Below are 18417 nucleotides of genomic sequence, written 5' to 3'. Positions count from 1 at the left end.
CGGGCCGCCGTCACCCCTACTGGGTGAGGGTGAAGCGCAGGCTGAGGCCGAAGTTGCTGTTGGAGCTGGGGAAGGAGGTGGAGATCACCGGCTTGTTCACCACGCGCTCGTAGAACAGGCGCACGTTGAGCCGCTGGCTGATCACGTAGTCCGCCGAGGCCTTGATGGAGGTGATGTTCTGCCCGGCGGTCACCTGGTTCTGGCCCTCCTGCATCTTGCGGATCACGGTGTTGTTCTGCCGGATGCTCACGTCCACCCGCAGGTTGAGGTCGCTCTTGGGCCGGTTGCCGCCGATGGTGACGGGGAACTTCACGTTCTTGAACCGGTAGCCCGTGCCGAACACGTACTCCTTGCCCCGCACCTCGGTCACCTGGTAGTTGCTCACGCTCAGGCTCAGGTTGCGGTCGCGGTTGTACTCGAACTTGGCCAGCAGGCTGTTCTGCAGCGTCACATCGGCCCCCAGCAACGGCCGCATCACCTCGGTGATGGTGACCACGCCGATCTGCCGCTCGGGGATGTAGTTGAACGCGGCGTCCAGTTCACCGGCGCCCTCCACGAACAGCAGGTTCGTCTGGTAGTTCCCGATGTTGAAGGTGCTGCGGTAGCTATGCTTCACGGTGAAGGTGCGGAACCACTTGCTGAAGGGTTTCATCCGTGACAGCCCGTCGTACGTGACGTCCCAGTTCGGCAGCGGGATCAACTTGAACGGGTTGGTGGTCACCTTGCTCGCGCTGCGGCCGGTGTAAGCGGCCAGGAAGGCGGGGATCACCACGTCCTGGTTGGTGGGCCCATAGCCCGAGTAATAGCCGCTATCGGGCACGAACACGCTGCCCTCCCGCTCCTGGCCCAAGCGCTCGCTGACGATCGCCCGGTTCTCCAGCATCTGCTGGAAGATCGGGTTCACGAAGTTGTCGTCGTCCACGCTGAAGGCGGTGCCCCAGGTGATGGTGCTGACGCTGAAGTTGCCGAACTCGCGCGGACTGTCGTTCACGTAGGTGCCCAGCGAGTCGTTCCACCGGAAGAAGCTGCTGCGGTTCTCGCTGTACACCCGGTTGGCGCTGAGCTCGATGCGCATGCTCTTGAACGGCTCCAGCGAGAGGCGCGCGTTGATGTTCTCGGTGCGCGTCTGGGTGTGCGGTGTGAAGATGGAGGGCGTCTGCACCAGCCATCCCTGCCCGGCGGCGTAGGAGGCATAATCGCGCACCACGGCATCGCTGACGTCGTGGTTCTGCTGGCCCAGGATGAAGCCGAAGCCCGGTGCCGCGAAGTCGTCCATCCCGATCACGTTGGTCTTGCGCGCATAGCCCGGCAGCAGCATGCCCGAGTTCTGGCTGTACGTGATGTTGCCGTTCCGGATGCTCATGAGCACACGAGCGAAAGCATCCAGCGGCTTGAACCCGCCCTCCTTCTTGTCCTTGTCCTCCCCTTTGTCCTTCTCCTTGTCCTTCTCCTCCTCCTTGGGCTTGTCACCCGCCTTGGCCTTGTTGCTCTGGCTGCGGTTGCTCGTGCGGCCCTTGTCGTTCACCTTCTTGAGGTACTTCGACTTGTTGTAGAGGCTCACGAAGTTCAGCTGGCCGTTGATGCTGATGTTCTGCGAGTTCTGGATCACCGCGCCCAGGGTGTCCTGCGTGAAGGGCGCCCGGTCCCACTGGTAGCCCGCCGCATACGCCGCATTGGAGGTGATCCAATCGGTGAGGGGGAGCTTGTCGAAGGGCAGCGTGTAGGTGACGTTCACCGTGTGGTCGTAGCCGGTGGTCTCGCCCCACTGGCTGAGGCTGGTGAGCACGCTGTCCTTCCACACCTCGTACTCGCCCTTCACCTTGGGGTCCACCCGGCCGGGCGGCTCGCCGAGGATGGCGTTGTTGTTGGCGGTGAAATCGACCTTCAGGCTGCGGGTGATCTCGTAGCGGAAGCCGTACTGGCTGTTCCAGTTGAAGTTCTTGTTGTAGGTGGGGCGCGGAGGCAGCGAGGCGATGTCGGGGTTCGCCCGGATCAGCCGCTCGTTGTAGCCGCGGTCGATCGAACTGCGCAGGCTGAGCTGCTTGAAGCCCAGGTTGAAGTTGAACTCCTTGAACAACTTCAGCCACTTGCTCTTGTTGATGAGGCTGATGTTCGCCAGCGGCTTCACCTCGCGTGGCTTGGGGTTGTGCACGTAGGCAAGGGCACCCCGGTGCGTCACCGTGTTATCGAACTCAGTGTTCACGTCGTGGAATTCCTGGTCGGCGTAGCTGTAGGTGAGCGAGAGGTTCTCCACGTCCCAGAAGTGCTCCTTCTTGCCCGCCGTGCGGTCCTTGCGGACGTTGGTGAGGTTGATGCTGCGCCGGCGTGTGTAGGTGCGCACCTGCTTGAGCCGCTCCTTCCGCTCCTCGGGGGTGAGGTTCCGCGTGGCATCGTCCCATTCGATATCGGGGTTCAGGGGGTCGAACTGCGGGTTGCTCACCTGCTCGCTGTAGCCCACGAACACGGGCACCTTCACCCCGCTCTCCTCGGGCAGGAACTTGCCCATCTCCAGGTTGGCCGCCAGGTCGACGCCGTATTTGGTCTCGCGCTGGCGCTCGCTCACGCGCTTGTCGATGCTGCCCCAGAAGGGGGTGCTGTAGTTGCCCGCCACGCTCAGGGTGCCCAGGTCGGCCAGGGTGGTGTTCACCCGGCCGATGGCCGCCCAGCCGCCGCGCTGGTCGAAGTCGGTGAGCCGCAGTTCGTTCACCCACACCTCCACGCACTTGCTCAGCCCATCATCGATCCCCCAGGGATTGGCCTCCACACCGTCCTTCTTGGGGTTGCGGATGCCGATCATCACGGTGCGCATCTGGCTCAGGTTGGGGTTGCCCTTCACCACGATGCGGCGGTCGCCTTCGAACTGGACGTAGCGTTGGTTGGTGGGGAATCCGTCGCGGTTGCGCTCGATCTTCACGTCATTGAGCTTGGCGAACTCGATCACCATGTTGTTGGCCTCGGGCCACACGCTGCTGGGATCGTTGTTGCCGAAGGCCGAGGGCACCACCGGCACCTCGTACTCGTAGTAGTTCTGGTCGAAATCGTTGCCCAGCCGTACGAACACGCTCACGTCGCCGTACTCCACCGGATTGCCCGCGTCGGAGCTCTCTGCGTGGATGAACATGCGCATCTTCTTGTAGCTGCGGATGTCGAACTGCACGTTGCGGAAGGCGGCGCGGGCGTCCCCGTCGCGCAGGTTGCAGGTGCGCAGCTGCAGGCTCTGCTCGTTGAGGTTGCGCAGGTTGGCGCTGGCCACGTCCACCTCCTGCAGGATGCCCGGCGGCACCACGTAGTTGATGGGCACCCGGTTGCCGTTCTCCTCCACGTTCACCGCGGCCACCTCGAAGGTGGTGGGGTCGGGGTCCGTGCCGATGCCCTCGCCCGGCGTCTCCAGGGAGAAGAAGTACTTGCGCCATTCGCCGCGGATGAACTCCAGCCGGGCGAAGCGCAGCACGGCCTCCTGCGGCCAGCCGTGCATCACCATGCGCATGAAGCGGATGCTGCGGAAGTCCTGGATGCCGTTCACCACGCGGTCCGGCTGGCGGATGGGCACCTTGAACTGGTACCAGTACACCTGCTTGCCGCTGATGGGGTGCGTGCCCAGCACGCGGTCGGTGACGTAGCCGCTGCCCACCTGGAGATCGTTCGGCCGCAGGTTCACCCTGTACTGGAAGTAGCTCTCGTTCTCCGCCAGGTTCTGGTCCTGGTTGATGTCCTCGGTGGTGGGCAGGGTGGTCTGCTGCGTGGGATAGTCCTCCGGGCTGTCCACGTCGGTGATGCTGTTGCCCTCCGGACCGTTGAACTCCTTGTAGCGGAAGAGCATGTCGGCCAGCGGGTTGCCGTCGTAGTCGTCGCCGCGGAAGAAGCGGTAGTTGTCCGCCGAGGGGTCGGCGTTGATGCGCGCCAGGGCGGACGCGTTGGTCACCACGCTGGCCACCGGCTGCAGGTAGTCCGTCTGGTATTTGCTCTGCTCGGTACGGCCCTCCACATCCGCCTGCTGGTCGCTCAATCCGTCCAGGCCCACGTCCTGGTACCGGTTGCTGTTGTCCTCGGTGATGGCGAAGGCGTTGACCACGCTCTGGGTGGTGGCCACCACGCCCCAGTTGGTCTCTCCCGTGGTGTAGCTCAGGTCGGTGCCGTCGGGCGGCAGGCCGTTCTCGAAGCTCTTCCGGCTGTCGCGCAGCACGTCCTCGCTGATGTTGCCCAGGTCGATGTACAGGTCGCCGCCCGTGCTGTTCTGGCTGTCCTCGTTGCTCCCCGCGCCCGTGCCCTCGCTGAAGGGGTCCATCATCCAGAACTGGATGGTCTCGATGTTGCTGGCCTCGAAATCCGTGGTGGTGATCCGCCGTGTGATGCCCGCCCAACTGTCCGCAGGGTCGAGCAGGAAGCCGTCCTGGTCCAGCCCGTTCACGGTGAAATTGTACGGGCCGCGTTCGCGGGGGTAGTAGGCCAGGTCCAGCACGGGGATGTTGGCCGGCGCGCCCGCCTGCAACTGCCGGTTGGGGAACACTTCCAGTTCCAGCACTTCGCGCTGGCGGTGGTCCGCCTGCATATCGCCGGTGATGTTGGACGGCGTGAGGTTGTTGTTGCGGAAAAAGAGCGGGTCGATCACGTACCAAGCCAGCTTGGCCCGGTGGAAGCCCGTGCGCAGGTCGTTGATGTAGTCGCCCTCGGGGAAGAGGTCGATACCCTGCGGGGTGGCCGCATGGAACCAGAGGCTCTGCTGGCGCAGGTCGATGGTGCTCACGCTGCCCTCGAAGTCGTCGATGTAACTGGTGCCGGCGTTGCCAATGGCCTTGCTGTGCCCGGGGATCAGGTAGGCGGCTTCGGCGCTGGCGTTCACCGTGCTGATCTCCTTGGTGGCGAAGAAGGGCAGCTTGTCCACCAGGGTGGTGATCAGGTTGCTCTCCGTCCGCCAGTTGGCATCGAGGCCCACGATGGTGTTGCTGATCGGCTCATCGCCCACGTTCACCTTCTGGGTCAACGGCCGTTCGTAGAGGTTCATCACCGTGCCGCCGATGGTCAGGTCCTTGTTCACCCGGAAGTCGAGGCGCGCACCGGCCAGGGTCTTGGTCTGGATGCTGAACAACGAGTTGCTCTCCAGGCTGATGTTGATCGGCGTGCCGCTCTCGAGGATCCCTTGGTTGATGATCTTCACGCGGCCCAGGTTGTAGTCCACGGTGTAGTCCTGGTTCTCGACCAGTCGCACCCCGCCGGCGGTCACCACCACGCTGCCTTGCGGGATGTTCACCGAGTTGAGGCTGATGACGTCGCTGCTGGCGCTGCGGTAGCTGCCCTTCAGGCGGAATCGGTTGAGCTCAGGTTGGTTCTGCGCGGCCACCTTGGTGCTGTCGTACAGCACCTGGAACACGATCTGTTGCCGGATGGCCAAAGGCTGCTCGGGGTCCAGGGCTTGGTCCAGCGTGGTGCCGAAGGGTTCCAGCACGGGGAAGTAGATGCGCCCGTTCTGGCTGTTGATGGTGCCGCCCGTGGTGGCCGCCCCGTCGATGAAGTCGAACCAGCCATCGGGGTTGGGCGCGTTCTGCGGGTCCAGCCGGTCCAGGCTCAGCGCCTGCAGCAGCGGGATCTGGTCGATCGGCACGCGTGGCACGTAGTTCAGGTCCACCCCGGTGGTGGGGTTGTTGTAGATCAGGTCCAGCCGGAAGTCCTCGCGGTTCACTTGGAAGGCGCCCAGGGAGTACACGTTCTTCATCATCAGGTCCCACAGCGGGATGCGCGGGTTGGTGATGGTGGCCTTCAACAGGCGCAGCATCAAGGCACTGGTGCCGGTGGCGCCGTCGGTGCTGAACTCGCCCACCTGGTAGGTCTGCCCGTTGTACACGAACTGGTAGGCCACGGCCAGCACCTCGTCGTTGTTGAGGCTCTGGTTGAGGCTGACGAAGCCCAGCCGGTCGTTGAGGTTGTACTCGTTGGGCTGCAGCAGACGGGCGCTCTCCAGCTTCTCAAAGTGGCGCGCGGCCACAACGCCCAGCGCCTGCAGGGCCTGGCTCGAATTGGCGAAGCCCCGGATGGCGGGGTTGTTCGCCACGGTCTGGTAGAGCGAGTTGGCCGAATTGTCGGCGATGCCGCTGCCTGGAAGGTCCACCAGCAGACCCGGAGGGAGGTCGCCGCTCACCTTTCCCGCGGCGATGGCGGCCGCATCGGCGTTCTCCCCCAGGTCGGTGAAGGCCACGATGTTGCGCGTCTGGGCGAAATCGAAGCGCGTGTTGGTCACCCACACCTCCACACGCGTCACCTGGATGGGGCTGTTCACCGTGGGCAGGGTGCGCAGGCTCTGCTCGTAGAGGTCGCGGAAGAAGTGGCCCAGGAAATAGTGCTTGTTGGCCTCGTACTCATCCGCCTTGATGTCGAAGTTGGTGGTCTGCGCACCGCCCTGGGTCTGGATGTTGCGCCGCTGCCCCTTCTCCTGGCTGAAGATGCCGGTGGCCGTCAGGCGCCCGAACCGCAGTTCGGTCTTGATGCCGAAGAGGCTCTGGCTGCCCTGGATCAGCTGGCCCTGGAGCGGCAGGCTCACGTTGCCCGCCTCGATCTTCTGGATGATCTCGTCCTCGTAGCCCGTGTAGTCCAGCTTCACCTGGTTCTCGAAATCGAAGGTGGCCTCGGTGTTGTAGCTGGTGTTGATCTTCAGCTTGTCACCGATGTTGCCCGTCAGGTTCAACTGGATCCGCTGGTCGAAGTCGAAGGTGGTGATGCGCCGCTGGTCCACCGGGATCCGCGGGTTCTCCGTCTTCGACACGTTGACCCCGAAGATGATCTCCGCCGACCCCTGCGGCCGGATGTCGATCGTGTTGCCCCCGAAGATCCGGTCGAACAGTTCACCCTTCACGTTCAGCGAAGGGATCAAGCCCTTGGCCGCACGCTCCGACTCGCTCTCGCTCTTCTCCGTCCAGTACGTCTGCATGGCGCGCTCCATGTCGTACTGCAGGTACTCATCCAGCGTCATGCTCATCGGTGGGCGGTAGTCGAACGAACCGCCCACGCTGCTGTTGAGGATGTACTGACCGGTGACCGGGTCGTAGATCACTTCGCTCTCGATGTTCTCCGGGTCCTGCAGGTCCACCCCGCCGTCGCTCTGTCCGGTGCCTGGATCGCTGTTGATGGGCCACACCAGCTCCACCTCGGGACTATCCACCTGTTGCACCAGGAACCCGAGGTCCATGGAGGCCTCGGCCAGTTCCGGCAGGGCCAGCAGCAGGGCCAGCAGCATCACCAGGCGCTGGGGCCACCCGGTGTAAAGGGCGCTGATAAGGCCCCCGTTCGTGCGCACGGACCGATTCACAGGTTCTTCAGCGTCAACTTGATCAGCTCCTCCAATGGCGGTGGTCCGTCCGCATGTTCCTTGAGCACCCCTTGCAGTGCGCGCTCGGCCTTCACCCGGTCAAGCCCCAGGGAGACCAAGGCCGATAACGCCTCGGACCGGACCGTATTGCCCGCCGCTGGGGCCGGGGTGAACGCAGCACCGGCCAAGGCCGGACCCAGCTCGGCGATGATGCGCTGGGCCAGCTTGGGCCCGATGCCCTTGATGCCGCGCAGAACGCTCTCGTCCCCGGCCACGATAGCGCCCCGCAGGTCCTCGGCTTTTCGTGCGCCCAGCAGGGCCATCCCCAGCGTGGCGCTTACCCCTTGCACGGTGATCAACTGCCTGAACAAGCCCCGTTCCTGGGCGTTGATGAAGCCGAAGAGCCGGTGCTCGCTCTGGCCGCTGCGCACATCCACGGTGACCGCATAGTGTACAGGGACCCGCACGGGACGGCCTTCGGCGGGAAGCAGTTCGTAGGCCGAGGCGGGCAACTGGACCCAATAGCCCACACCATGGCATTCCACCACGGCATGGCCGGGCGCCTTCTCCAAAAGGGTTCCGCTCAGGCTCTCGATCATCGATCGCCCGGAAAGGGGTCAGCTCGCATGTTCCGGGGTAGCGGTCCTTCTATGCAGCGCGGTTTTCGGAAGCGCGAATGTAGGAGCTTCCCCCGATCCGGGACCTGCGCGGCAGCGCTTCCTTTGCGGCATGGATCGCGAACGCATCGTGGTGCTCACCGGAGCCGGGGTCAGCGCCGAGAGCGGACTGCGCACCTTCCGCGACGGCGACGGCCTGTGGGAGGAGCATCGGGTGGAGGATGTGGCCACCCCCGAGGCCTGGGAGCGCGACCCGGCCCTGGTGCTCCGCTTCTATGACCAGCGCCGGGCCCAGGTGATCGCCGCTGCCCCCAACGCCGCCCACGCGGCCATCGCCCGGCTGGAGACGGCCCACGCGGTGGACGTGGTGACGCAGAACATCGACGACCTGCACGAGCGGGCCGGCAGCACCCGCGTGTTGCACCTGCATGGCGAGATCCTGCTGGCCCGCAGCACCGCCGAACCCCGGCTCATCACCCCGGTGAACGGTCCGACCCTCCGCCTGGGCGACCGCTGTGCGCTGGGATCCCAACTGCGGCCCCACATCGTGTGGTTCGGCGAGGCCGTTCCGCTGATCGGCGAGGCCGCCGCCCTGGTCGCCCTGGCCGACCGGCTCATCATCGTAGGCACCAGCCTGCAGGTATATCCGGCTGCCGGGCTGGTCCACCATCTCCGGCCGGGCCGTGCCATCCACCTCATCGATCCGTCGGACGTGCCCCTGCGCAGCGCCTCCGTGGAGCACATCAAGCAGAAGGCCAGCATCGGCATGCCGATGCTGGCCTCCAGGCTGCTGGGCGAGGCCTAGCGCCCCGCCACCACGAAGCGGATGCTCGAAGCCGCGCGGCCGTTGCGCTGCAGCGAGGCGAAGTACATGCCCGGCGCCAGCTGGGCCGTGGGCATGGTGATCCGCGCGCTGGCACCGCGCACCGGCACCAACAGCACCTGCTCGCCCACCATGTTGTGCACCACCACTTGTGCACCAGCGGCGTCGCCGTTCAGTTCCAGGCGCAACTGCACGTCCTGGCCGATGGCCGGGTTCGGGAAGGCCGCGAACTCCTTCACCGCCAGTTCGGGCACACCCACGGCCGTCACCTGGAATCGGATATCGCACCACACACTGTCCGTGGGGTTGGCGACATCATACCACACGTAACGATAGGTGCTTGAGCCCAAGGCTCCGTACGGGTTGTGATAGGCGTGGAAGTTGGTCACCATCACGCCGGGCTGGCAGGGGATGGCGTGTTGCGGCTGAGCGTTCCACACCGGCAGGGCCCCGGCCATTTGCGGACCGTAGCATACACCCCAACAGAAGTAGTTCTCCGTGTTGGCCACCACCGACAGCTCGTAGCGCCGCACGTTGACGGTCTTGTTCACTGAACCGTTCAGGATCAGGTGAACATCCACTTCATGGCTGGACGTATCGTTCACGCCCCAATGCTCGAGCAACTGGCCGTTCACCACGTTCCCCGTCAGGTGGTCATGCAGCTCGGCGAGCTGGGCCTGGGCCGCGCCGCAGAGGGTGAGCAGGGAGAGGGAGAGGAAAGTTCGCTTCATGATGGTCGGTTGTTGACGGTGGCTGATGCGCTCGAGGACAAAAGTAGACGGACCGCAGTGCGGAACGCCCACCCAGAGGTCACTTTCTCAGCCCCTGTCGGTTCGGGTAGGATCCCAAGATGCATCCCACAACCCCCTTGGCCATTGGACACACCCACCTACTTTTGGTCAGTGCCACCATCCATCGGTGATGCCGGACCGGTGAACGCATCGGCCGCTCCTACGACCCGAACCCCAACCCTAACATCATGAAGAAGGCTGTACTCCTTTCCACCTTCGCGGCCCTGGCCTCGTTCCAGAGCTTCGCGCAATGCCCGCCGGGCGAGACGCAGGTCACCATGACCATCGTCACCGACCGCTATGGCTCTGAGACCACCTGGGAGGTCACCGGCCCCGGTGGCAGCCCGGTCTTCGGCTCCGGTGGTCCATACACCGATCAGGGTGCCGCAGGTGAATACCCGCAGACCCCGGTGAGCTTCTGCGTGCCCGATGGCACGGTACTGACCGTGACGGTGAATGACAGCTATGGGGATGGCATGTGCTGCGCCTATGGCGATGGCAGCTGGACCATCACGGTCGGCGGCGATCCTGTTGCCACGGGCGGCAGCTTCACCACCATCGAGACGGCGAACGTGGTGGCGGGCACCGATATGGGCATCGCCACCCTGGGCATCCCCGCTGTCATCGCGCAGGGCAACACCACGGTGACCGGTACGGTGACCAACGCGGGCATCACGGCGATCACCGGTTTCACCCTCGCCTACGCCGTGGATGGCGGCACCCCGGTGAGCCAGAACTTCAGCACCACCGTGCAACCCGGCGCCAGCTACACCTATTCCTTCACCACACCGTGGAACGCCGCGGTCGGTAGCCACACCATTGACCTGGCCCTCTCTGGCGTGAACGGCGACCTCTTCGCCGGCAACAACACCTTGACGCAGACCATCGGCGTGGCCACCCAGAGCGTGCAGCGCGTTGTGCTGGTCGAGGAGTTCACCTCCAGCACCTGCCCTCCCTGCGCGAGCTACAACAGCACCTTCGATCCCCTGCTCAGCAGCCTCAACACCAACTATGCCGGCTCGAACATCGCCGCCATCAAGTACCAGATGAACTGGCCCAGCCCAGGCAACGACCCCAGCTACAACCCGGATGGCAATGCGCGCAAGAGCTACTACGGGGTGTCCGGCATCCCGGATGCCTTCCTGAACGGCCGCTCCGAAGCGAACGGCTTCATCAACAGCGCCACCAACCTGAACGCCGAGGCCGCGAAGCCCGCTTTCATCAACATCGACCTCAGCTACGCCCTCTCCGGCTTCAACCTTACGGCCAACGTGACGGTGAATTCCTACGCCGATTTCGCCGGCACCTACAAGCTGCACATCGCCGCCATCGAGGACTTCTACACCTTCTCCGGCAATACCACCGGCCAGGACGAGTACCACTACGCCCAGCGCAAGATGATGCCGAACGCCCAAGGCAGCACGGTGGCCCTTACGGCAGGCGGCACGCAGAGCTTCACGCAGAGCTACACCTTCACAGAGGGTGGTGCGGCGCAGGGCAACTACAACCTGTGGGGCACCCTCGACGGGGTGACACTGGTGGCCTTCGTGCAGAACACCACCACCAAGGAGGTGCTGCAGGCCGACTTCGTGAACGTGGTGGCCACGGGCGTGGAGGAGAACTTGCTGGACAACAGCCTGCGCGTGTTCCCCAACCCGAGCAATGGTGTGGTGAACGTGGCGTTCGACCTGCCCAGCGGCCAGCAGGCCTCCCTGGAGGTGACGAACGTGCTGGGTGAAGTGGTGTACACCACCACCCGCAGCATCGGCGCCGGCGCCCAGCGCGAGCTGGTCGACCTCAGCAGCCTCACCAACGGCGTGTACTACATGACCATCACCGCGGGCGACCTGAAGAGCACCCGCAAAGTGACCCTGAACAAGTAAGCCGAACGTGGATCGGAAAGGTCGGCGGTCTGGTGCGGGATCTGCATCCGATCGCCGACCTTTCCATTCACGCTCCAAACACACACCCCTCATGAGGATCTTCCTGATCGCCTTGGCCTTGTTCGTGGCCCCCACCCTGCTGCTCGCCCAGAGCCGCGTCCCCTCCGTCACCCTGCAGTCGCTGGACGGCAAGAAGGTGGACACCAAGACCTGGAGCAACGATGGTAAACCCATGATCATCAATTTCTGGGCGACCTGGTGCGCACCCTGCAAACGCGAGCTCACCGCCATCGCCGACAAGTACGCCACCTGGCAGAAGGAGACCGGCGTGAAGCTCATCGCCGTCAGCATCGACGACGCCCGCAGCATGGCCCGTGTGGCGCCCTACGTCAACGGCCAGGACTGGGACTATGAGTTCTTCCTGGACCCCAACGGCGACCTCAAGCGCGCCCTCAACGTCAACAACATCCCGCACACCTTCCTCGTGAACGGCAAAGGCGAGATCGTGTACCAGCACAACAACTACGAGCCGGGCGACGAGAACGAGCTCTACCAGAAGGTGAAGGAGGCCTCGGGCAAGTAACACAATGGGTTCCGGTCATCCCCGCCGCCTCGCGGCCATCGCCCTGGCCACGGCCTGGGCCGCATACCACATCCCCGGCGTCGCCCAGCAGCTGCCCGAGGTGCATGGCAATTTCAGCGCCGACGGCCAGTACTACAACGACGATCCGGACATCGGAGCCGTGCCGCCCCCCCAGACCTGGGGCTTCAACGCCTGGGGCAACGTGGTGATGACCATGGGCCGCTTCCAGGCCGGCCTCCGCCTGGAGAGCTACGAACCCTCCCTGCTCGGATATCCCGCCGGAACCCCGTACAAGGGCAGCGGGCTCGGCTATCGCTACATCAACTATCACCAAGCCGACCTCGACGTCACCGTCGGCAACTTCTTCGAACAATTCGGCCAGGGCATGGTGTTCCGCAGCTACGAGGAACGCTACCTCGGTGTGGACAACGCCATGGACGGTGTGCGCGTGAAATACCGCCCGATACCCGGTCTCTACCTCAAGGGCGTGATGGGCCGCATGCGCCTGGCCTTCGACGATGGCACGGTGAAGGGTGAGGGCCTCGTGCGCGGGGCCGATGCGGAGCTCAGCATCAGCGAGCTCGATTCCGCCTGGAGCCACACCTGGAACCTCATCCTCGGGGGCAGCTTCGTCAGCAAGTACCAGAGCGCCGCCTCGCAACTGGTGACCCAGCCGGACGGCAGCGTGGCCCAGCTGGAGATGCCCGCCAACGTGGGCGCCTGGGCCGGGCGCATCAACTTCACCAGCCCACGCTGGAACGTGTACGCGGAATACGCCTTCAAGATCAACGACCCCAACCGGCGGAACAACTACATCTACAAGCCCGGACAGGGGCTGCTGGTGAACGCCACCTACTCCACCAAGGGCCTTGGTGTGAGCGTGGGCGCGCATTCCTACGACAACATGCTCTACCAGAGCGCGCGCAACGCCCCCACACCGTTCGACCTGAACATCAACTTCCTGCCGCCCCTCACCAAGCAGCACACCTACAACCTGCCCGCCACCCTCTATCCCTACGCCACCCAGCCCAACGGGGAGGTGAGCTATCAGGGCGAGGTATTCTACAAGTTCAAGAAGGGCACTCCGCTGGGCGGCAAGTACGGCACCAAGATCGCCCTCAACGGAAGCACAGCCGTAGGCCTGGACACCACCGGGGTGAATCTGCTCACTGACAGTGCCCGCACCGGCTACCGCTCCAGCCTCTTCGCTGGCAACTACGACATCGATGGCAAGTACTTCACCGACCTCAACGTGGAGCTGCGCAAGCGCGTGTCGGAGACCTGGGAGCTGGCCCTCACCTACCTCTACTTCGAGTACGACATCGACGTCATCCAGGGCAAACCCGGCAAACCGCTCGTCTTCGCGGACATGGTGGTGCTGGAGGGCCTGCACAACTTCAACGACCGCACCTCCCTGCGCTTCGAGGTGCAGCACCTTTGGACCAAGCAGGACCTGGGCAACTGGGCCACCGCCGTGGCCGAGCTCACCTTCAGCCCGCACTGGTTCGTGGCCGCTCAGGACCAGTACAACTACGAGACCTTCGGCAGCACCTTCATCAAGGACGGCAAGGAGGTGGAGGCCGAACGCACGCACTACCCCATCGGCTCGGTGGGCTACATCCGCGGCGGCAACCGCTTCCAGGTGAACTACGGCCGCCAGCGCGCCGGCATCTTCTGCGTGGGCGGGGTATGCCGCCAGGTGCCCGCCGCCAACGGCCTCACCGTGTCCATCACCAGCACCTTCTGACCCATGCGCTCCCTGCGACCCACATCGGCCCTGGCGCTCGTGCTCGCCCTTGCCTTCTCCGCCTGTGACAAGGTGGAACAGCCCTATGAGACCGTGCAGAGCGGCGGCGGGGGGAACGGCGGGGATGCCGTTGTGCGCAAGGTGCTGTTGGAGGACATGACCGGCCACCGCTGCAACAACTGCCCGGGCGCGGCCACCCAGGCGGCCGCCCTGCAGGCCATCCATGGGGAGAACCTGGTCGTCATCGCCGTGCACTGCGTCAACGGCTTCTCCGCACCCTTGCCGCCCGTGGGCGATGGCATCCTGGACAGCGATCACCGCACCCCCGAGGGCACGGCCTACGAAAGCGCCTTCGGCATCACTTTCCTACCCACCGGCCTGGTCAGCCGCCGACCGTTCAACAGCATCCTGCAACTGGACTACGGCGACTGGGGTGATGCGATCAACGACATCATCGGCGACAGCACCGCCTTCCACCTGTGGTTCGACGCCCTCACCGTCGGGGGTGGTTCGGTCTCCACCACCGTGAAGCTCGCCCTTCTGGGCCCCGTCACCGGCGACCACAACCTGGTGGTGGCCCTCACCGAGGACCACATCATCGATTGGCAGATCGACGTGAACGCCACGCCGCCGGAGGTGCCGGACTATGAGCACCGCCACATGCTCCGCGGCAACCTCAACGGCACCTGGGGCGTGCCCGCCATCGTGGGCAGCGCCGCCGCCGGCGATACGCTCACCTTCACCTACACGAACCCGCTGCCCGGCAGCGTGCTCAACCCGGACAACTGCGCCCTGGTGGCCTACGTGTACGACGCCACCACCAAGGAGGTGATGCAGGTGGAGGAACGCAAGTTCCAGCCCTGAGCCACCCGCCCGTCCCGCCCCTCGCACAGTTCGATGTCCATGGCGCGTTCTTTGTGGCCGGGGCCCGATCCCGCCCTGTGGAAAACTGATCGCCACCGGGTGGTGCGTTCCGACCGTTCGACGACTTACCTTCAGGCTCTCGTTCCCCCGAACCGACCGCCTGATCAACCGCTTTGTGATGATGGACCAGGGAAGGAAGATGATGGAGCTCAGCAAGCAGGTGCTCCAAAAGGTCAGCTTTGACCGCCGGCTGTTCACCAAGGAACTCATCAAGGCCCGCCGATGGCTCGGCCAGCGCGATCAGCTCGTGCTGAAAGCCTGGTGCCTGGCCACCTTCGGGCACATGTACAAGGATGTGATCCTGGAGGTCTTCCAGACCACCATGCGGAGCTGAGGGCCCGTCGGGCTCAGCCCCCGGATCGGCGCAGAAAGTCCAGGTTGCGCCGCAGCCCGCCGTATTTGGTGCGCTTCACCGCGCTGCCCTCGAACAGGCGGTCGAAGACCACTTCGGTCAGGCCGTGCCACTCCTCCCCCGTCAGGGCCATCACCTCCGGCCGCGGGGCGAACTGCGGCTCGGCATGCGGCGTGGCGAAGCGGTTCCATGGGCACACCTGCTGGCAGATGTCGCAGCCGAAAGCCCAACCCGCCAGCCTGCCGGTGAACTCCTCCGGGATCGCGTCCTTCAGCTCGATGGTGAGGTGGCTGATGCAGCGCGCGCCGTCCACCCCATAGGGCGTGATGGCCTCCGTGGGGCAGGCATCGAGGCAGCGCCGGCAAGTGCCGCAGTGGTCCGTGGCCGGGGCATCGGGCGCCAACTCCAGGTCCGTGATCAGCTCGCACAGGAAGAACCAGCTGCCTGTGCCCTGGCGGATCACGTTGGTGTGCTTGCCCCGCCAGCCCACGCCGGCCCGCTCGGCCCAGGCCTTCTCCAGCACCGGTGCGCTGTCCACGAAGGCGCGCAGCTCCACCGCTCCGAAATGCTCCACGATGAAGGCCATCAAGGGCTTCAAGCGCTGCTTCACCACCTTGTGGTAGTCCCGCCCATAGGCATATGTGCTCAGCAGCGGCGCCTCCGGGTCCTGCTGCTGGGGCGGGCTGAAGTAGTTGACCGCTAAGCTGATCACGCTGCGCGCCCCAGGCATCAGCTTCGTCGGGTCCAGCCGCAGGTCGAAGTGGCTCTCCATGTAGCTCATGCTGCCGTGCCTGCCCTGCCGAAGCCATTGCTCGAGCCGCGGCGCTTCCTCCTCGAGGAAACCCGCCTTCGCCACCCCGCAGGCCAGAAAGCCCAGCTCGTGCGCCTTGCGCTTGATGGCCTCAGCACGAGCTCGGGCGTCCATGCGGGCAAGTTAGAGGACGTCCGATGGCGCCCAGGCAGGGTGCGGTGAGGCGGACGGCCGGACGCTGGAAGCTGGAGGAAGGAGCGATAGGCCGCAAGCGGAGGGAGGCGGGAAGCGCGCGGCACGCGGACGGTGGCTCACGCGGAGGCGCAGAGGACGCTGAGGCGGACGGGCGCCACCCCGAGAGCGATAGGCGCGAAGCGCGTGGCTGGAGGCGTGAGGCAAAAGCGATCCACCCGACCTTTGCCCACCCATGTCCGACGGCCTCTTTCCCATGACCGCCCAGACCATGTTCGGGCTGGAGGATCTGTTGGTGGCCGAGCTCGAGGCCATCGGCGCGCGGGACATCGAGAAGCACAACCGGGCCGTGGGCTTCCGCGGCGACGAAGCCTGCATGTACAGGGCGAATTACACCCTGCGCACCGCCCTGCGGATCCTGGTGCCCGTCCACGGCTTCGGCGTACGCCACGAGGAAGACCTCTACCGCGGCATCAAGGCCATGCCCTGGGAGCGGTACATGGACGTGGACGACACCCTTTCGGTGCACTGCACGCTCCACTCCGACCGGTTCACCCACTCGCAGTTCCTGGCGCTCAAGGCCAAGGACGCCATCGTGGACCGCTTCCGCGCACGGCAGGGCCGGCGGCCCTCGGTGGACCTGGAGGACCCCACGCTGCGCATCCACCTCCACGTGCACGGCGACGACTGCTTGGTGTCGTTGGACAGCAGCGGCGGCTCCCTGCACAAACGCGGCTACCGCGACCACACCAACCTCGCCCCCATCAACGAGGTGCTGGCCGCGGGGCTGGTGCTCCTCTCGGGCTGGGACGGGCGCAGCAACCTGGTGGACCCCATGTGCGGCAGCGGCACCCTGCTCATCGAGGCCGCCATGATCGCCGGCCGCATCCCGCCCGGCATCCACCGCAAGCGGTTCGGCTTCGAGCGCTGGAAGGGGTTCGAGGCCGACACCTGGCAGGCGGTCCGCACCCAGGCCCTCGCTGCCATCGACACCACCCACAAGCCCCTCATCCTCGGCGGCGAGCTCAGCCCCCACGTGGCCCGCAAGGCCGAGAGCAACATCGCCAGCGCCGGGCTCAAGGTCCGCATCCGGGTGGTCAACCGGCCCTTCCAGGAGCTCGAGCCCCCCGAAGGCGGCGGCATCCTCCTGCTCAACCCGCCCTACGGCGAGCGCATGGTGAAGGACGAGGACATCGACGCCCTCTACGCCATGATCGGCGACACGCTCAAGCAGCGCTGGGCCGGCTGGACGGCCTGGATGATCACCAGCAACCTGGAGGCCGCGAAGCACGTCCACCTCACGCCCAAGCCCCGCATCAAGCTGTTCAACGGTGCGCTCGAATGCCGCTTCATGCGCTACGAGATGTACAGCGGCACGCGGCGGACGTTCGAGGCGTAAGGGCCATCGCCGGCCGCAGCCCGATCACTCGAACAGGCCGCCCGGCTTCGCGCTGGGCACCCGGCCCAGGTGGCGGTACGCCCGCTCGGTGGCCATGCGGCCGCGCGGGGTGCGCTGCAGGTAGCCCTCCATGATCAGGAAGGGCTCGTACACCTCCTCGATGGTGCCGGCCTCCTCCCCCACGGCCGTGGCCACGGTGTTGAGGCCCACCGGTCCGCCGCCGAACTTGTCGATGATGGCTCCCAGGATCCGGTTGTCCATCTCGTCCAGCCCATGCGCGTCCACGTTCAGGGCCTTCAGGGCGTGCTGGGCGATGGCCAGCGTGATGGTGCCGTCCCCCTGGATCTGGGCGAAGTCGCGCACCCGACGCAGCAGCGCGTTGGCGATCCTCGGCGTGCCCCGGCTCCGCCGGGCGATCTCCACGGCCGCCTCTTCGGCGATGGGCACCCCCAGCAGGCCCGCGCTCCGCTTCACGATGCCCGTCAGGGTCTGCGCGTCGTAGTAGTCCAGTCGGCTGTTGATGCCGAAGCGCGCCCGCAGCGGCGCCGTCAGCAAGCCGCTCCGCGTGGTGGCCCCCACCAGGGTGAAGGGGTTCAGCGCGATCTGCACCGTCCGCGCGTTCGGCCCCGCATCGATCACCAGGTCGATCCGGTAGTCCTCCATGGCGCTGTACAGGTACTCCTCGATCACCGGCGTCAACCGGTGGATCTCGTCGATGAACAGCACGTCGTGCGGCTCCAGGTTCGTCAGCAGACCCGCCAGGTCCGCGGGTTTGTCCAGCACCGGACCGCTGGTGATCCGGATGCCCACCCCCATCTCCGAGGCGATGATGTTCGCCAGGGTGGTCTTGCCCAGCCCCGGCGGACCATGAAGCAGCACGTGGTCCAGGGCCTCGCCGCGCTGCCGGGCCGCCTGCACGAACACCTTCAGGTTGTCCGTCACCGCCTGCTGCCCGGCGAACTCGCCGAACTGGCGCGGACGCAGCACCTGCTCCAGCTCCTTGTCACTGGCGGCGCGCTGCTCCTGGCGGGGGTCGAAGGCCGCGGGCATGGGGCGAA

12 protein-coding genes are annotated in these 18417 nt (G+C 65.4%); 7 read left to right on the top strand and 5 right to left on the bottom strand.

What is annotated here, in order from left to right; translation table 11 throughout:
• Positions 1–16: 16 nt before the first annotated feature.
• Positions 17–7285 carry a cell surface protein SprA gene (gene sprA, locus IPJ87_16385; protein MBK7943426.1) on the bottom strand — a complete coding sequence of 2423 codons (7269 nt, stop codon included), beginning with the start codon at positions 7283–7285 and terminating at the stop codon, positions 17–19.
• A gap of 8 nt (positions 7286–7293) precedes the next feature.
• The gene (locus IPJ87_16380) at positions 7294–7896 is read right to left on the bottom strand and encodes a Holliday junction branch migration protein RuvA (GenBank protein ID MBK7943425.1); all 603 of its coding nucleotides are present in this window, start codon (positions 7894–7896) and stop codon (positions 7294–7296) included.
• Between the two features lie 130 nt (positions 7897–8026).
• Here IPJ87_16380 and IPJ87_16375 point away from each other — a divergent pair, with 130 nt between their 5' ends.
• Complete coding sequence (locus tag IPJ87_16375; protein ID MBK7943424.1) at positions 8027–8719, top strand: NAD-dependent deacylase; 693 nt, start codon at positions 8027–8029, stop codon at positions 8717–8719.
• Here the strand turns inward: IPJ87_16375 and IPJ87_16370 are convergent.
• Positions 8716–9468, bottom strand: coding sequence for a T9SS type A sorting domain-containing protein (locus IPJ87_16370; GenBank protein ID MBK7943423.1), 753 nt, complete (start codon positions 9466–9468; stop codon positions 8716–8718). The two genes, IPJ87_16375 and IPJ87_16370, sit on opposite strands and share 4 nt — an antisense overlap.
• A 248-nt stretch (positions 9469–9716) precedes the next feature.
• Here IPJ87_16370 and IPJ87_16365 point away from each other — a divergent pair, with 248 nt between their 5' ends.
• From IPJ87_16365 to IPJ87_16345, 5 genes are all read left to right on the top strand, one after another.
• Positions 9717–11411, top strand: a complete 1695-nt coding sequence (locus IPJ87_16365) for an Omp28-related outer membrane protein (protein MBK7943422.1) — start codon at positions 9717–9719, stop codon at positions 11409–11411.
• 91 nt (positions 11412–11502) lie between these two features.
• The gene (locus tag IPJ87_16360; protein ID MBK7943421.1) at positions 11503–11994 is read left to right on the top strand and encodes a TlpA family protein disulfide reductase; all 492 of its coding nucleotides are present in this window, start codon (positions 11503–11505) and stop codon (positions 11992–11994) included.
• Between the two features lie 4 nt (positions 11995–11998).
• The gene (locus IPJ87_16355) at positions 11999–13741 is read left to right on the top strand and encodes a hypothetical protein (protein ID MBK7943420.1); all 1743 of its coding nucleotides are present in this window, start codon (positions 11999–12001) and stop codon (positions 13739–13741) included.
• Between the two features lie 3 nt (positions 13742–13744).
• On the top strand, positions 13745–14605 hold the full coding sequence (locus tag IPJ87_16350; GenBank protein MBK7943419.1) for an Omp28-related outer membrane protein: 861 nt from the start codon (positions 13745–13747) through the stop codon (positions 14603–14605).
• 199 nt (positions 14606–14804) lie between these two features.
• The gene (locus IPJ87_16345) at positions 14805–14999 is read left to right on the top strand and encodes a hypothetical protein (GenBank protein MBK7943418.1); all 195 of its coding nucleotides are present in this window, start codon (positions 14805–14807) and stop codon (positions 14997–14999) included.
• A 13-nt stretch (positions 15000–15012) separates the two neighbouring features.
• Here the strand turns inward: IPJ87_16345 and queG are convergent, their stop codons facing one another.
• Complete coding sequence (gene queG, locus IPJ87_16340) at positions 15013–15942, bottom strand: tRNA epoxyqueuosine(34) reductase QueG (GenBank protein MBK7943417.1); 930 nt, start codon at positions 15940–15942, stop codon at positions 15013–15015.
• Between the two features lie 253 nt (positions 15943–16195).
• Here queG and IPJ87_16335 point away from each other — a divergent pair, with 253 nt between their 5' ends.
• Complete coding sequence (locus IPJ87_16335; protein MBK7943416.1) at positions 16196–17359, top strand: class I SAM-dependent RNA methyltransferase; 1164 nt, start codon at positions 16196–16198, stop codon at positions 17357–17359.
• A 24-nt stretch (positions 17360–17383) separates the two neighbouring features.
• Here the strand turns inward: IPJ87_16335 and ruvB are convergent, their stop codons facing one another.
• Positions 17384–18409, bottom strand: coding sequence for a Holliday junction branch migration DNA helicase RuvB (gene ruvB / locus IPJ87_16330; protein ID MBK7943415.1), 1026 nt, complete (start codon positions 18407–18409; stop codon positions 17384–17386).
• Between the last annotated feature and the right edge of the window lie 8 nt (positions 18410–18417).

It is taken from the genome of Flavobacteriales bacterium, from assembly GCA_016713875.1.
Taxonomy (GTDB): domain Bacteria; phylum Bacteroidota; class Bacteroidia; order Flavobacteriales_F; family PHOS-HE28; genus PHOS-HE28.
Note: the sequence above shows the minus strand (reverse complement) of the source record. Positions and strands in the feature narration are given on the sequence as shown.

What these genes read in the sequence shown, in the direction of transcription:
- IPJ87_16350 (MBK7943419.1), top strand. Translation starts at nt 13,745, where the DNA reads ATGCGCTCCCTGCGACCCACATCGGCCCTGGCGCTCGTGCTCGCCCTT.
- IPJ87_16335 (MBK7943416.1), top strand. Translation starts at nt 16,196, where the DNA reads ATGTCCGACGGCCTCTTTCCCATGACCGCCCAGACCATGTTCGGGCTG.
- IPJ87_16380 (MBK7943425.1), bottom strand. Translation starts at nt 7,896, where the DNA reads ATGATCGAGAGCCTGAGCGGAACCCTTTTGGAGAAGGCGCCCGGCCAT.
- ruvB (MBK7943415.1), bottom strand. Translation starts at nt 18,409, where the DNA reads ATGCCCGCGGCCTTCGACCCCCGCCAGGAGCAGCGCGCCGCCAGTGAC.
- queG (MBK7943417.1), bottom strand. Translation starts at nt 15,942, where the DNA reads ATGGACGCCCGAGCTCGTGCTGAGGCCATCAAGCGCAAGGCGCACGAG.
- IPJ87_16360 (MBK7943421.1), top strand. Translation starts at nt 11,503, where the DNA reads ATGAGGATCTTCCTGATCGCCTTGGCCTTGTTCGTGGCCCCCACCCTG.
- IPJ87_16375 (MBK7943424.1), top strand. Translation starts at nt 8,027, where the DNA reads ATGGATCGCGAACGCATCGTGGTGCTCACCGGAGCCGGGGTCAGCGCC.
- IPJ87_16345 (MBK7943418.1), top strand. Translation starts at nt 14,805, where the DNA reads ATGATGGAGCTCAGCAAGCAGGTGCTCCAAAAGGTCAGCTTTGACCGC.
- IPJ87_16365 (MBK7943422.1), top strand. Translation starts at nt 9,717, where the DNA reads ATGAAGAAGGCTGTACTCCTTTCCACCTTCGCGGCCCTGGCCTCGTTC.
- IPJ87_16355 (MBK7943420.1), top strand. Translation starts at nt 11,999, where the DNA reads ATGGGTTCCGGTCATCCCCGCCGCCTCGCGGCCATCGCCCTGGCCACG.
- IPJ87_16370 (MBK7943423.1), bottom strand. Translation starts at nt 9,468, where the DNA reads ATGAAGCGAACTTTCCTCTCCCTCTCCCTGCTCACCCTCTGCGGCGCG.